This window comes from Granulicella sp. S156, assembly GCF_009766105.1.
GTDB lineage: Bacteria > Acidobacteriota > Terriglobia > Terriglobales > Acidobacteriaceae > Granulicella.
In genome coordinates this window covers 317,908-332,715 of the sequence record NZ_LMUH01000025.1, presented here as the reverse complement: position 1 = coordinate 332,715, position 14,808 = coordinate 317,908, and the positions used below count along the sequence as shown (strand labels likewise).

The window sequence follows — 14,808 nt, the reverse complement described above, 5'->3', positions numbered from 1 at the left end:
GCGTGAGTTGGCCGGCATAAAGGGCTCCTTAACGGGCGGTGTATGCGTAGAACTGGGCCCACAGCGGTTCTTGATTTGGATTTTGTAGAGGGTGGTGCGGGGGCACTTAGCGCAGACAGCTATGGCCTGTACAACAACACGTGTACGCAGGCGTGGGCAGAGCAGCGAAAGATTGGAAAAGGGTGCTCATGCGATGGTTATTTGTAACACAGGATGAGGCTTGGCGAAGATGAAAGGACTGTTACATGTGCCAGGTCGCTCGTGCAGTTGCCGAGGCTGACCTAAAATGACCGGATGATCGAACATGGCATGAACCGAAGAGGGTTTCTCGCAAAGAGCGCGATGGTGGCGCTGTCGTTGCAGGGGCACAGGCTGTTTGCGCAGGTTGCGGCAGAGTCGTGTGTGGTGAGGGCACCCACGGGTGCTCTGCGCGGCGAGAGCGTGAATGGAGTACGGGTATTTCGCGGCGTCCCGTTTGCCGAGCCGCCGATAGGTCCACTGCGTTTTAGGTCTCCGGTGAAAAATGCTCCCTGGAAGGGCGAGCGTGATGCGACGCGCTTTGCGTCCGCGGCGATGCAGCCGGACGATCCTGCGATCAGCAAGAGCGAGGACTGCCTGTACCTGAATGTGTGGACTCCGGAAAGCGCAGCCGCGAAGCCCGGTGCAGGGATGCCGGTTTACGTTTGGATCCACGGTGGAGGCTTTACCGGCGGGTCCTCCTTCGCGCCGATCTTCGATGGCACTCCATTTGCCCGCGAGGGAATCGTCTGCATCACAGTCGCCTATCGGCTGGGGGTGCTGGGATTTCTGGATATGGAGCCGCTGCTGGGCTCGGAGTACGCAGGCTCGGGGAACAATGCGCTGCGCGACCTGATCCTCGCACTCCAGTGGGTGCAGGAGAACGTTGCCGCGTTTGGCGGCGACCCTGCGCGGGTGACGTTGGGCGGGGAGTCGGCGGGCGCAAAGCTTACCGACATCCTGATGGGCGTCCCGGAGGCGCAGGGGCTCTTTCAGCAGATGATCTCGGAGAGCGGCGGCGCGGAGCGTGTGTCCTCCGCGGCCAATGCAGCTGCGGTGGCGAAGGGATTCGGCGAGGTGTGGGGCGAGCGCGGAGCCTCTGGCTTGAAGACGGCTCCAGCGACGGATCTGATTGCGGCACAGACGCGTTTTATCGATAGCTGGCCGCAGCACTTTCCCTTGCGTGCCGAGGTCGAAGGCAAGGTATTGCCGAAGCTTCCTGTTGAGACGATTGCCAGAGGATCGACACGCGGAAAGCGGCTGCTGATTGGAACCAATCGCGAGGAGAGCGCGCTGTTCGTGGGGCCGCATCCGCAGCATGATGCGACCGGTGCCGACCTGGGGAATGTGCCAGTCGCACGGTTTCAGGCGGTGTATGCGAAGTACAAAGCGCTATACCCCGAGATGAGCGACGAACGGCTACGCATTCGTGCGCTGACGGCGGAGGAGTACTGGGTGCCGTCAGTGCGCGTGGCGGATGCGCATGTACGCGGTGGTGGGAGCGCTTGGATGTACCGGCTGGACTTTGCGCCGAGTAGCGGCAGGTTCAAGAGCTACGCGTACCACTCGGAGGAACTGGGGCTGGTATGGGACAAGCCGAACCGGAACATCGACAACGCGGCTGCGGAGGCGGCGCTGGCCACGCAGTTGCACCAGGCGTGGATAGCGTTTATCCGTGGGGAGAATCCTGGTGCACCGGGGCTGCCGTCATGGCCGCAGTATCTCAATGGGGCTCACGAGACGATGATTCTGGATGTGCAGAGCCGCGTTGAGGAAAAACCTCAAGAGGCGGAGTTGCGACTGTGGGACGGGGTACTGTGATGCAATGTGCCCAATCAGCTAACGATTTCGGTTAGGATTTTGAAAGTGGGAAGGAGAGTTTTTAAATGAGTTCGCATGAATCGGAGTCCTGGCTCGAACGGTGGTGGCCACTGTTCCTGATCCTTTTTGGGGTAACTTGTGTATTGTTCCTGGCGTGTTTCAAACCGACGCCCTAAAGAGAAGCTGATCGAAGGAGCGCTTCGAGCGATTATCACCGCCCGAAGCGCTGCCCACCCTGCATCTGGCTCATGAGGCGTTGCTGCATTTTGCCGCCTCCGCTGCCCATAGTCTTGAACATCTTGCTCATCTGAGCGTGCTGGCGGAGGAGGTTGTTGACCTCTGAAACCTGAACGCCTGCGCCCAGCGCGATGCGCTTACGGCGGCTGCCGTTGATGATCGCCGAGTTCTGGCGCTCTTTGTTAGTCATCGAGTTGATGATCGACTCCACGCGCGTGAACTGGCTCTCATCGACATTCTCTGCGGCCTTCTGCATGCCCGCGAAGGGGCCGACCGAGGGCAGCATCTTCAGGATCGATTGCATGCTACCCAGCTTCTTGATCTGGCGAAGCTGTTCGCGGAAGTCTTCGAGCGAGAAGCCATCGCCGGAGAGAGCCTTCTTGGCGAAGGCTTCGGCCTTGGTCTTATCGAGTTTCTCTTCGGCGCGCTCGAGCAACGTGGCAATATCGCCCATGCCGAGGATGCGGCCGACGATGCGGTCGGGATGGAAGGGCTCGAAGGCGTCGGGTTTCTCACCCGTGCCGATGAACTTGACGGGTTGCCCTGTGATCTGGCGAATGGACAGCGCAGCGCCGCCGCGGGAGTCGCCATCCATCTTCGTGAGGATAGAGCCGGTGATGGAAAGCTTATCGTTGAAGGCCTTGGCGGAGTTTACGGCGTCCTGGCCGGTCATGGCGTCGGCGACGAAGAGGATCTCGGAAGGATTGAGCTGCTTCTTCAGCAGAGCCATCTCCTCCATAAGCGCCTCATCGATGCCAAGGCGCCCGGCCGTATCGACGATAAGGATGTCGCAGCCGTAGTTGGCGGCTTCGCGCCTTGCCTCACGGGCCAGACGCTCAACGAGCGGTGTACCTGCAGCTTCGCCTTTGGTGTCGCCCTCGTAGAGCTGCGCGTTGATGGACTGCGCCACAACCTTCAACTGCTCGCGCGCAGCGGGGCGGTAAACGTCCACGGAGACGAGCATCGGGCGGTGACCGCCCTTCTTGAGCCACTGGGCGAGTTTGCCGGAGGTGGTTGTCTTACCGGAACCCTGCAGGCCGGCCATGAGGATGACGGTCGGCGGCTGTGAGGCGAACTTGAAGCGCGCGGTATCGCGGCCGAGGACCTCGATGAGCTCGTCGCGGACGATCTTGACGATCTGTTCGGCGGGCGAGAGTGCGGTCGCAACCTGCGAGCCGAGTGCTTTGACGCGGATATGCTCGATGAGATCTTTGGCGACGTTGAGGTTGACGTCGGACTCCAGCAGCGCAAGACGGATCTCGCGCAGGGCGTCGTTGATGTTCTCGTCGGTGAGGGTGCCCTGGCCGCGCAGGGTCTTGAACGAGCGTTGCAGCTTCTCGGAAAGGTTCTCAAACATAGATCTTAAGTTTACCAGTGAGGAACCGGACATCCGGCTATAGCTCGTTTTTCGTCGTCATCCTTGGCCTACGGCTCAGGATGACGACGAAAAACAGACAACAGCAAAGGCAAACTTGCAAGGGCCACCCTGGGTACTTGGCAAGCGTGGTTCCGGGGGCTGGCGCGGAAGCTCTTCGGGGAGCAAGAATCAAACATATGCCTTTGCCGCCCACAACGATCAGCTCTGCTACGCTGCTGCGCGAGTACCTGACGCATCTCCGCGTGGAGCGAGGGCTGCGTCCACTAAGCTGTGAGGCGTATCAGCGCGATCTGGAGATGTTTGCCGAGTTCCTGGAAGGGGCGAACACAACGCTGCTGACAGCGCGGCAGGAGAGCATCAGCGGCTTTATGCAGCATCTGCGCGAACACGGCATCGAGTCACGGTCCGTTGCGCGCAAACTGAGCTGCTTGCGGGGGTTCTACCGCTGGCTGTTGATGGACAAGCGCATCCCGCACGATCCGACGTTGAACATCGAGTCGCCGTCGAGCTGGAAGGTGCTGCCCAAGAGTCTTGCGGAGAGCGAAGTGAATGAGATGCTGGACCGCACCGGAGCTGCGGCGCACAGCGATGCTGCGGATGGAGCGTCCCTTCGCGATCACGCCATTCTCGAGTTGCTGTATGCGGGCGGGCTGCGTGTAGGAGAGATCGTCTCGCTGCGTCAGGAAGATCTCCGGCTCGAAACGGCGAGCGTTCAGGTGCGCGGTAAGGGAGATAAGGAGCGCATCGTTCCGATAGGGCGCTCGGCGATCCAGGCGCTGGAGCAATACGTGCAGCGCGGACGTCCGGAGTTGATGCGCTCGAAGTCAGGCATACAGCGGACACTCTTTCTTTCCGTGCGCGGCAACCCGCTAACCACCCAAAAGGTATGGCAGATGGTACGCAGTGTGAACTCGCATGCGAGCCCGCATAAGCTGCGCCATAGCTGCGCGACCCACATGGTGGAACATGGCGCTGACCTGCGCACCGTGCAGACCCTGCTGGGCCACGCAGACATTGCGACAACGCAGGTGTATACGCACCTGGCGATTGATCGCCTGAAGCAGGTACATCGCCTGCATCATCCACGGGCGAAGGTACGTCTGGAAGCAACTCCACAGGAGATGGCATCGTGAGCGCGAAGATCCCCTCGGGGCTGGATTCCGCTTCCTTTAAAACGCTTGCGGAGAGGTTCCTTGCGATGATGCGCGATGAGCGAGGTGCGTCCGAGCACACGCTGCGAGCGTACTCGCGCGAGGTGCGTGCCTTCGCTGATTTTCTTGGGGAGCTGCTTGGGGAAGACGCCGCCATTCGCAGTGTGGAGCACACCCACATTCGAGCGTATCTTGCGGTGCTCTACGACAAGGGACTGACAAAAGCCAGCGCCGCCCGAGCGCTCGCAGTGGTACGGAGCTGGTTCAAGTGGCTGGCCAAATCAGGGTTGGTCGAAGCGAATCCCGCGTCGCTGGTGAGCACCCCAAAGCTGCCAAAGCATCTTCCACGTGTTCCGGGAGTGGAAGAGCTGAACCGTGTGCTGAACTCGATGAGCGCGGGCGCGAAGACGGAGGATGGGCAGGAAGCCGCCAGTTGGCCCGAACGCGATCGCGTCATCTTCGAACTGCTCTACGGCTGTGGCATTCGCAACTCGGAGCTTGTGGGCCTGGACCTTGACAGCATCCATTGGCACGACGATGCGATTCGCGTCTTCGGCAAAGGGAAGAAAGAACGGCTGGTTCCCCTGGGAGATGAGGCTGCGGTGGCGATCCGCGCGTATCTGCCGCAGCGCCAGGCGAAGCTTGAAGCAGCAGGGAAGGCGAAGCTCGTACATGACGGCGCTCTGCTGATGAACCTGCGCATGCGTGGTACGTGCAGGCTCACGACACGCAGTGTCGGGCGTATTGTCAAGAGCATTGCGCTGAGCCGGGGGCTTGCTGCCGATGTGCATCCGCACACGCTGCGCCACGCCTTTGGAACACACATGCTGGAAGAGGGCGCAGATCTGAGAGCGATCCAGGAGATGCTCGGGCACGAACGGCTCTCCACGACGCAGCGCTATACGCAGCTCACAGTAGGACAGGTGCAGCGTGTGTACGACGATACGCACCCGCGAGCGCGCTAGCGGATACGTATCGTCGTCGCAGAGAAAGCTACTCTGCCAGAACTGCCTTGGTCAGATTGCGCGGATGATCCACGTCGATCCCGTTATTGATCGCCATGAAGTAGGCGAATAGCTGCAGCGGAATCACCTCATACAACGGCAACAAGGCTTCTCGCGCGGACTCGACGAAGACGACATTCGTCGCCAGCCCGGCCACGACATCATCACCCTGGTTAGCAACGGCCAGTATGTTTGCGCCTTGCTCACGCATATCGCGCATCAGCTGCACAATCTTTTCGTAACGCTGCACCGACTCCGTGTCGTTGGGGTCTACCGTCGCGATCATGACCAGCGGCGTTGCGTCGCTCACGAGCGCATTCGGGCCATGCTTCAACTCACCGCTCGGATAGCCTTCGGCATGCAGGTACGCTGACTCCTTCAGCTTCAACGCGCCCTCACGTGCGATCGGATAATGAACGCCACGCCCCAGAAATAGGAAGTTCTTCGCCGTCTTGTAGCGCTCCGCAACCTCTCGAACGGAATCTTCCCATCCCTGCAGCTGCGCCTTCACTCGCGCAGGTAGCGCGCGCAACTCTTCGAGCCGTGCAGCCAACTCCTCCGCAGATATCGCACCGCGTGCCTCTGCTGCCAAAATCGACAGCAGATAAAGATTCAGCAGTTGTCCCGTAAAGCTCTTGGTCGCCGGAATCGCCCGCTCGCGCCCGGCCGCAGTCGGAAACGATACAATCGCTTCCTTCGCCATCGTCGAGCTCGCTACGTTCGTAATCGCCAGCGTTGCATGTCCTGCCAGCGTCGCCTTGCGCAGCGCGGCCAATGTATCGGCTGTCTCGCCCGACTGAGATACCACCATCACTGCAGCTTCGCTCAGTGCCTTCTCCGCGCGGTAGGTGTATTCGCTGGCATACTCCACATCGACGTGGATGCCGCTCAAGTCTTCGAACATCAGCTCAGCCGCCAACCCGGCATGTCGGCTGGATCCGCTCGCAGCGATCACAATCTTCCCGCGAGCCTCTTTCAGCCACGCCAATATCGGGGCACTTAGGTCCGCGCGAAATCCTTGCGCATCCACGTAGCTATTCAGTGTGGCTGCCAGCGTCTCCGGCTGTTCGTGTATCTCGCGCAGCATCCAGTGCGCATAAGGCGCGGGGTTCGGTGTGTCTGACATCGTTTCAATCCCTCACAATCACGTTCGTTTCAGCATCCCAAAAAGATTCAAGCCCTGGTATGATGCTTTTCTAAGATGGTTTCGTTTTATTTCGTTTTCGGGTCTAATCATTATCATAAATGAGGGTATACAGGTGCGCCTAGAGGTATCGTCCAAAGTGTTGTCCTATCGTGAGAGATCTATGACTCGTTTCTTTCTTCCGATTGTTTGCGGTGCCGCGCTCTCTCTACCCTGTATTCTCCCTTCGATCGCACAGGCCCAGCAGGCAAGCCCGGTTGCTGGGAACGGTTTGTCATCGCAGCATAGCTTTGTTGCGGCGAATGGGCAGTTCACTCTTGATGGCAAGCCCTTTCAGATCATCACCGGCGAGATACATTATCCCCGCGTCCCGCGCGAATATTGGCGGGCGCGTTTGAAGATGGCGAAAGCCATGGGCCTCAATACAATCACGACGTATGTCTTCTGGAACGAGCATGAGCAGGTCCCGGGCCAGTTTGACTTTACCGGGCAGCGCGATGTCGCCGAGTTCATCCGCGAGGCTCAGCAGGAAGGTCTCTATGTGATTCTTCGCCCAGGGCCGTATTCCTGCGCGGAGTGGGAGTTCGGAGGCTACCCGGCGTGGCTGCTCAAGGACCGCACCACGGTCGTTCGTAGCCGGGACCCTAAGTTCATGGTTCCCGCAAAGCGTTGGCTGGCTCGCCTGGGGCAGGAGCTTGCGCCGTTACAGATAGGTAATGGCGGACCCATCATCGCCGTCCAGGTCGAGAACGAATATGGCTCCTTTGGCGACGACCACGCCTACATGGAAGACATCCATCAGGCGCTGCTGAGCAGCGGCTTTACGAAGGCAATGCTCTACACCGCGGATGGTCCGGAGCAGACACCCAAGGGATCGCTGCCGGAGCTGCCCGCGGTAATCAACTTTGGCCCCGGCGAGGCAGAGAAAGGATTCGCCAAGATCAAGGAGCTCCGTCCTCAGGGGCCGTTTATGGCGGGAGAGTATTGGGATGGATGGTTCGATCACTGGGGTGGGCCTCACCAGGTTACGAATTCCACGCAGCAGGCGAACGAAGTTGCGTGGATGCTGAAGAATGGCTACTCCCTCAATATCTACATGTTCCACGGTGGAACCAGTTTTGGGTGGATGAACGGCGCAAACTATGACAACGGCAAGTACGAGCCCGATGTAACGAGCTATGACTACGACGCTGCGCTGAATGAAAGCGGCCGGACCACGCCGAAGTACTATCTGTTTCGCGATGCCATCGCAAAAGTTACCGGGGTGACACCGCCTCCTGTGCCCAGCGTGCCGCCCACGATCGCTCTTCCTGCAATCGACCTTACATCTTCTGTTTCGCTCTGGCGGTCTCTGCCGGCGCCGGTTCACTCCACGGATGTTTTAACCATGGAGGACGTTGGTCAGGCCTATGGCTACATTCTTTATCGAACGACGGTTCAGGGGCCTGTCTCCGGTGATCTTCTTCTCGATGGTCTGCATGACTATGCGCGTATCTATGCCAATGGGAAGTATGTAGGAACGTTGGATCGGCGCTTGAAAGAGAATCACCTCGCGGTTGATTTGACCGACACCAAGACCCAGCTCGATATCCTGGTAGAGAACAGTGGCCGCATCAACTTCAGCCATGAGTTACGCGGAGAACGAAAGGGAGTTACAGGCGGCGTAACCCTGGCTGGAAAGGCTCTTCAGAACTGGGATATCTATTCGCTTCCTTTCGAAGCTCCCCAAAAGCTGTCGTTTGGAGCCCCCGACTGTGCGGGGCCATGCTTGTATCGGGGCAGTTTCAAGGTCGATAAGATTGGAGATACCTTTCTCGATACCAGCTCATTTACGAAGGGTGCCGTATGGGTGAATGGGCATGCTTTGGGCCGCATCTGGAGTATTGGGCCGCAAAAGACGCTGTATCTGCCAGCGCCGTTCCTCAAGAAGGGCAAGAACGAAGTCGTTGTTCTCGATTTGGATAGCGCGCCTGGCCGCAAACTTGTGGGTAAAACGGAGCCTTACTACTCAAGCGCAACCAAGCCTGAATAGTAAAGCTGATTTGTTTTCGTATCACTTGCGATGCAAGGTTATGATGGATACGCCTATGCGAAAGCCTAAAACGTCAACATCAGATACATCAAACAGGGAAGGTCTGCTGATTGGGGAACGCAGACAGCGCATGCTTGAGCTCATTCAACGTGATGGTCGAGTGCTGGTCTCCGAGCTTTCGGATATCTTCGGGATATCTCGTATCACTATCCGCAAGGATCTCGACTATCTGGAGTCGAAGGGACTTTTGCAGCGCAGTCACGGCGGAGCTCTTCCACGCAGCAGTGTGCTGATCGACCCTCCCCTCAAGGCGAAAGAGCAGCATCAACTTAAGGAAAAACAGCGGATTGCTGCCGCTGCCGTAAAGCTGATTCAGGAAGGGCAATGCGTTCTTCTGGACTCCGGCACGACGACCACGGCGATTGCTCGCGCTCTCTCCGGATTTACCAACCTGACCATCATTACCAATGCCGTCAACATCGCCACCGAACTAGCTGAAACCGACTTCGACGTAATCCTTACCGGCGGGACTTTACGTAAGAGCTCTTTTTCCCTGGCCGGACCGATTGCGGAAGATATGATTCGCGAGATCCACGCGGATATCTTGTTTCTCGGTGTGGACGGGTTCGATGCCAAGGCAGGCCTGACGACCCCCAATGTATTGGAGGCTCGTATCAATCGGGCGATGGTTCACACGGCGGAAAAAGTGGTGATGGTCTGTGACTCCACCAAGTTCGGACGGCGGAGCCTTTCGCTCATCGTTCCAGCAGATGCGATTCATACGGTGATTACCGATTCGAACCTTCCTGCGGATCAGGAAGAGGCCATCAGAGGGCTTGGAATAGAACTCATCCTGGTCTAGCACCGCTGTAAATAACTGGAGCCTGCGCCGCTATTTCTGCCGCGCAGGCTCCCTCTGTTTAAGCTTGTCGTGGCGCTTCAAAATGGGCTTCGATCTCTTCCAGCGTCTTGCCCTTTGTCTCCGGGAGAAAGAAGAGAATCGTCAGCAGATAGATCACCGTAAACCCGGTGAACAGGAAGAACATCGAGGAATACCCATGCTTGCTGACGACCGGGAGGAAGATTCCCGCAAGCGTCGTTGCAACCGTCTGGTTGATGACGAGGGCGAAGCTCATGCCGTTGGAGCGAATGCGCGTCGGCATCAACTCCGACAGCGCGATCCACACGCACACCCCAGGACCAAGCGCGTAGAACGACACAAACCCATACAGACAGAGAGCTACAAGCCAACCATGTCTCGCGTCTGGAACGTACCCGATATAGGCTCGGTCAATCTTCAGCGGCGCAGTGCGAGCGGCATCCAGATCGGCGAAGGGATTTTTGAAAAATGATTCCACCTTGTTCGTCGGTACAGCGCTTTCGCGCGTGATCTGAATGGGAGCTACTCCGGAATCGTCCGAGCGCACAAAGTCGGTTGCTGCTGTGAAATCACCATAGGAGTAGATGACGGTCAGGGATGCCCGATTGCTTTGGATCTGATCTCCGGAGTATCCGCTGGCTGCAAGAAGCTTTTGCGCTTCGCCCTCATTGAAGGGCAGCGTCAGAGTCTGATCGGTGCTCACCTTGGACTGAATCGAGTTGCGACAATCTACATTCAGCTTTTCGGTCTGTAGAAATAACACGCCGACGCAGATCAGCGACACAGTAATTCCCGAGGTGCCGAGGATGAATAGAAACTTGCGGCCTTTCTTATCCACCAGTGTCACGCCGATCATCGTCATCAGGAAATTCATCATGGTGAAGATGACATAGCCCCAGTGCGCAAGGAAGTCGGAGAGACCGCTTTGCATCAGGATGGTGGTGTTATATCCAATGATCGAATTGATTCCTGTCGCCGTGTTGCAGAACAGGATCACGCAGGTTAGCAGAAATGGGAATACATACTTTCGGCGCAGCAGAGAATCCTTGATCTCTTTTCCTGTAGAGGGCTGCACCTTGACGGCAAGCGCGATTTGTTCCATCTCCTGCAGTTCGGTCGCTGCCTGTTGGGGGCTGCGTGAGCGAAGCAGGGAAGCCAGCGCACGGTCTTTTTCCCCACGTTTGAAGAGCCAGCGCGGAGATTCGCCGAGGAACAGGCTGCCAATCACAAAGAGAACTCCTGGTGGTAAGGAGACCCAGAAGATCTGACGCCACGCGTGGTCTTTGAATGTGAATAGAGTCGCCGCGTTGGCAGTCGTGGGTATCGCTTTGAGACGATAGCTGAAGTACATGCCAATAAGTGCCGCCGCAAAGATACCGAATGTGAGCAGCCACTGAAAAGTGCCTGTACCCTTGCCACGTTTCGATGCTGGCAGGCACTCGGCCAGGTAGAGCGGAATAACGATGCCGATCAACCCGCCGCTGATGCCTTGCAGCAGGCGTCCGAAGAACAATGGCCCGTAGCCATGCGAGAGGGCAATGACTGGAATACTCACCACAAAGGTGAGCCCGCTCAAGGCCATAAGGGGTTTGCGGCCCATCCAGTCGGCAAGCAGGCCCGCAAATAACGTGGAGATCACGGTTCCAAGCAGCACTGCTGCAACGATGATGGAAAGCTGTCCGGCGTTCAGATGCGAAGTGGCTTCGAGATAAGGCAGCGCTCCGCCAATGATGCCAACATCCACTCCATAGAGCAGACCTCCGAGTCCAGCGACGGTCAGCAACAGACGGTTGTATGTTTTATTTCCGTCGTCGATAGGGTGCGATGTTGAATCAGGAGCGGCGGGAGCAACATAGGGCATGAAACACTTACCTCCACATACACAGCAAATAGGACCGTCGAAATATCGTACCGTTTCAGCGATTGGTGTTCACTGCCCTGTGATTTGAGGCAGCGATCTGTTGTATCAGGCTCTTTACACAATACGTCTCAGTGCTGGGCCGAAGAAAGGAAATGACCCATAGTTACCTGAATTATTGTCAGTCTGTGTTAAATCGGAATGTTAGCATATGTTTCGTAACATAGAGAAACACCACGGGTTCTCTATGTGAGGGGCATGTGCAGCTGTGAGCTGTATGCGATTCCTGTGGGACTCTGCGACTAGACTAACGTGACATTCCGCCCGATCTCGGATTGCTCGTCAGCACATGCCGAATCCTTAGACGGTGTTTCCGAGCTCAACGATCCACCAGGATTTCAACGCGCTGTCCAGCACATCGCACGCGCAGGATGAAGGCAACGCAGAATCACTGCTTTGCAGTTCCGTATGAGCGGAGCGCCTTCATGAGATTAAAATCCAATCAATTCAGATGAAGCTATCGTCACTTCGGATGCAAAGTAATTGGCAAGGCATAGATACTTCTTGTGATGACTTCTGACCGAATGCATCTGATCGCCGATTACCGCGTCTTTACAGTGCATTTCCTCTGTCGAGAATTGTCAATGTTTGCACCGTTAGGGGGTGCTGTCGCGTCTGTTCCAAGAGGACGTTTTAAATGATGCGCATCAGGCAGTACCTCTGTATTTTTGTTTTTTGTCTCTCTGCTGTTTCTGTTTCAGGTCAATTAATTTCAGCACCTGAGCCGCAGCCCGCAAGTATTGATGGTTTTGCGACCGACTCTGATGGCGATGCTATCCCCGGAGCCACGGTTAGTGTTGACAGCACCTCTCCCAGCGAGCACCACAAGGCTGTGGCGGACCAGACCGGATATTTCACGCTCAACGGTCTTCATCCCTCTGTTTCCTATTACATCACGGTCAGCGCAAAGGGGTTTGCCGGCTGGACGTCGCCTGCTGTCGTTTTGACGCCGGGCCAGAATGAAGAGATCACGGGCATCAAGCTCACCGTATCAAGTGTGCAGTCCGTGAATGCGGCTCTTCCTGAGGAGATCGCTCTTGAAGAGGTCAAGGCAGAGGAGCAGCAGCGCGTGCTGGGAGTCATTCCCAACTTTTATGTCACCTACGACGCACACCCTGTGCCGCTCACGACGAAGCTGAAGTACCAGCTCGCCTTCAAGACTTCCACGGATGCTGTCGTCTTCGCCACCGCCGGCTTTCTGGCCGGCATCAACCAGGCCGCCGATACTCCCGCCTATGTTGAAGGAGCGAAGGGGTATGGCCAGCGCTTCGGTGCTGCCTATGCTGATGCAGCCTCCGACATTATGATCGGCGGAGCTATTCTGCCGTCGCTGTTGCATCAGGACCCGCGTTACTTCTATCAAGGCACGGGAACCAGGAGGTCGCGTGTCATCCATGCACTCTCCAGTCCGTTCATTACCAGGGGTGATAACGGTAGCCAGGAGTTCAACTACTCCAGCATTGGCGGCGATCTGGCTTCAGCCGCACTGACAAATGTGTACTACCCACCTTCAGATCGCGGTGCGGGCCTGATCTTTAGCAGCGTGGCGCTCTCAACGGGTGGCCGTATGATCAATGCGCTCGCCCAGGAGTTCATCCTCAGTAAGTTCACAAGCAGAGGGAAGAATCCTAACTAGCCTTCGAGCATGTCATCGGATTCTCGCTTGATTCGAGAATCCGATGACACGCTCGAAGCCTGCGTATACGAATCCGCAATCACTTCTTTGCGGCTACGCTCTTCGTCGACGGCAGTTGACTCACATCCCAACCTCCGCCAAGAGCTTCGATGAGTTGAACGTTGCTCGTCATCTGCTGGATACGTAGCGTAGCTTCAGTCAACTGGTTGCTGAGCAGGCTGGTCTCTGCCGTGGCGACATCCAGATAGGGATCTACGCCTGTCTTATAGCGAATATTTGCCAGGTCGAGATAATGTTGCGCTGCGGCAATGGCTTCGTTCTGTTGCTGGATCTGCTGACCAAGAATCCGCTCCGTCGCGATGTAGTCCTCCGTCTGCTGGAAGGCTGTAAGGACCGTCTGCCGATAGGCCGCGACATCCGCGTTGTATTGGGCCGTGTACTGTGCCACTGTGGCACGCCGCAAGCCTGCATCGAACAGTGTCTCCGTAGCGGAGGGTCCTATCGAGAAGAAGCGACTGGGCCAGCTCAACCAGCTTCCGACGCTGGAGCTTTCGAAGCCTCCACTAGCGCTGATGCTGAAGCTCGGATAGAACGCCGCTGTCTCCACCCCGATAAGAGCGTTCGCCTCAGACATGGTGCGCTCAGCTGCGGCGATGTCGGGGCGACGCTGTAGCAGATCGGAAGGCAAGCCAATCGGAACCGCCGGAAGGTTCGTGGTGAGCGGCCGATGGGGCAGGGAGAACGAGGACGCCGGCTCTCCAATGAGGAGAGCGATCGCATGTTCATACTGTGCGCGGGCGATGTTGAGGTTTGTCGCAGTCGCTTCGGCGGTCTTGAGGGTGGTTTCGGCCTGGGCCACAGATTGTTCGCTATCGATTCCCGTAGTTCCGAGAGTGCGAGTGAGCTCAAGGCTGCGGCGATAGGCTTCGATAGTTTTCTCGTAGAGATCTATCTGCGAGTCCTGTCCCCGCAACTCAAAGTAGTCCACGGCAAGATTGGCCTGTTCTGTGAGTCGTTCATTGGCCAGGTCGGCAGCACTTGCCTGCGCCGCGTTCGCATATTCGCGGACGGTATTGCGGATGCGACCCCACACGTCGGGCTCCCACGAGACGTCAAACGGAAGATCGAATTCATTGCTGTTGAGATTCGTGCTTCCTAGTGACGCACCACCCAGTTCATTGGCCGAGGTACGGGACCGTGTATAAGCAGGAGTCGTCGTAACCGTGGGGGAGTAGCTGGCGCGGGCCTGTCGAACCTGTGCGCGTGCCGCCATGAAGTTCTGGTACGACTGGGCAATGTTCTGATTGGAGTTGTTGAGTTTGTCTTCGAGCGCGTTAAGCTCAGGCTCCTGATAGATCTCCCACCAGTTGCTGCGCAGCGCGGCGTCCTGTGGATTGACCGGCTTCCACAGGGTTCCATCTGCGGACTGCTGTGGCGCACTCTCTTTGAAGGCAGGAGGAGCCTGCATGGTAGGCCGCACATACTTTGGACCGACGGTACATCCTTGCAGACACAGCAGCGATGTCATCAGGCTTGCTGTCGCTGCAAGGCGCAATCGAACGGGTTTATTGGGGTTGAATAAGTCCATA

Annotated in this window: 10 protein-coding genes; 6 read left to right on the top strand and 4 right to left on the bottom strand. The window is 57.4% G+C overall.

Annotated elements, in window-relative coordinates:
• Positions 1–309: 309 nt before the first annotated feature.
• Complete coding sequence (locus tag GSQ91_RS20175; RefSeq protein WP_158823549.1) at positions 310–1,839, top strand: carboxylesterase/lipase family protein; 1,530 nt, start codon at positions 310–312, stop codon at positions 1,837–1,839.
• A 211-nt stretch (positions 1,840–2,050) separates the two neighbouring features.
• On the opposite strand, the gene ffh is transcribed toward GSQ91_RS20175, so the two are convergent.
• Positions 2,051–3,433 (bottom strand): signal recognition particle protein, encoded by a 1,383-nt coding sequence (ffh, locus tag GSQ91_RS20170; protein ID WP_158823548.1) that lies wholly within the window; start codon positions 3,431–3,433, stop codon positions 2,051–2,053.
• A gap of 197 nt (positions 3,434–3,630) precedes the next feature.
• On the opposite strand from ffh, the gene GSQ91_RS20165 reads away from it, so the two are divergent.
• Both GSQ91_RS20165 and GSQ91_RS20160 read left to right on the top strand, forming a co-directional pair.
• Positions 3,631–4,587, top strand: a complete 957-nt coding sequence (locus GSQ91_RS20165) for a site-specific tyrosine recombinase (RefSeq protein WP_158823547.1) — start codon at positions 3,631–3,633, stop codon at positions 4,585–4,587.
• Positions 4,584–5,570, top strand: a complete 987-nt coding sequence (locus GSQ91_RS20160) for a tyrosine-type recombinase/integrase (RefSeq protein WP_256370395.1) — start codon at positions 4,584–4,586, stop codon at positions 5,568–5,570. The genes GSQ91_RS20165 and GSQ91_RS20160 overlap by 4 nt, the downstream gene beginning before the upstream one ends.
• A gap of 28 nt (positions 5,571–5,598) precedes the next feature.
• Here GSQ91_RS20160 and GSQ91_RS20155 read toward each other — a convergent pair whose 3' ends face one another.
• Complete coding sequence (locus tag GSQ91_RS20155) at positions 5,599–6,735, bottom strand: SIS domain-containing protein (RefSeq protein WP_158823546.1); 1,137 nt, start codon at positions 6,733–6,735, stop codon at positions 5,599–5,601.
• A 181-nt stretch (positions 6,736–6,916) separates the two neighbouring features.
• Here GSQ91_RS20155 and GSQ91_RS20150 point away from each other — a divergent pair, with 181 nt between their 5' ends.
• Positions 6,917–8,785, top strand: coding sequence for a beta-galactosidase family protein (locus tag GSQ91_RS20150; RefSeq protein ID WP_158823545.1), 1,869 nt, complete (start codon positions 6,917–6,919; stop codon positions 8,783–8,785).
• Between the two features lie 40 nt (positions 8,786–8,825).
• Entirely contained in the window at positions 8,826–9,647 is an 822-nt protein-coding gene (gene agaR / locus GSQ91_RS20145; RefSeq protein ID WP_371417133.1) for a transcriptional repressor AgaR, read from the top strand.
• A gap of 58 nt (positions 9,648–9,705) precedes the next feature.
• Here agaR and GSQ91_RS20140 read toward each other — a convergent pair whose 3' ends face one another.
• Complete coding sequence (locus GSQ91_RS20140; protein ID WP_158823543.1) at positions 9,706–11,526, bottom strand: MFS transporter; 1,821 nt, start codon at positions 11,524–11,526, stop codon at positions 9,706–9,708.
• Positions 11,527–12,220: 694 nt separating this feature from the next.
• Between GSQ91_RS20140 and GSQ91_RS20135 the strand changes: the two genes are divergently transcribed.
• Positions 12,221–13,219, top strand: a complete 999-nt coding sequence (locus GSQ91_RS20135) for a carboxypeptidase-like regulatory domain-containing protein (RefSeq protein WP_254064752.1) — start codon at positions 12,221–12,223, stop codon at positions 13,217–13,219.
• 79 nt (positions 13,220–13,298) lie between these two features.
• Here the strand turns inward: GSQ91_RS20135 and GSQ91_RS20130 are convergent, their stop codons facing one another.
• Positions 13,299–14,807, bottom strand: a complete 1,509-nt coding sequence (locus GSQ91_RS20130) for an efflux transporter outer membrane subunit (RefSeq protein ID WP_158823542.1) — start codon at positions 14,805–14,807, stop codon at positions 13,299–13,301.
• Between the last annotated feature and the right edge of the window lies 1 nt (position 14,808).

Bases quoted from the DNA above. Each gene is read 5' to 3' on its own strand.
- GSQ91_RS20175 (WP_158823549.1), top strand. From the start codon at position 310: ATGAACCGAAGAGGGTTTCTCGCAAAGAGCGCGATGGTGGCGCTGTCG.
- ffh (WP_158823548.1), bottom strand. From the start codon at position 3,433: ATGTTTGAGAACCTTTCCGAGAAGCTGCAACGCTCGTTCAAGACCCTG.
- GSQ91_RS20165 (WP_158823547.1), top strand. From the start codon at position 3,631: ATGCCTTTGCCGCCCACAACGATCAGCTCTGCTACGCTGCTGCGCGAG.
- GSQ91_RS20155 (WP_158823546.1), bottom strand. From the start codon at position 6,735: ATGTCAGACACACCGAACCCCGCGCCTTATGCGCACTGGATGCTGCGC.
- GSQ91_RS20150 (WP_158823545.1), top strand. From the start codon at position 6,917: ATGACTCGTTTCTTTCTTCCGATTGTTTGCGGTGCCGCGCTCTCTCTA.
- agaR (WP_371417133.1), top strand. From the start codon at position 8,826: ATGATGGATACGCCTATGCGAAAGCCTAAAACGTCAACATCAGATACA.
- GSQ91_RS20140 (WP_158823543.1), bottom strand. From the start codon at position 11,526: ATGCCCTATGTTGCTCCCGCCGCTCCTGATTCAACATCGCACCCTATC.
- GSQ91_RS20135 (WP_254064752.1), top strand. From the start codon at position 12,221: ATGATGCGCATCAGGCAGTACCTCTGTATTTTTGTTTTTTGTCTCTCT.
- GSQ91_RS20130 (WP_158823542.1), bottom strand. From the start codon at position 14,807: ATGGACTTATTCAACCCCAATAAACCCGTTCGATTGCGCCTTGCAGCG.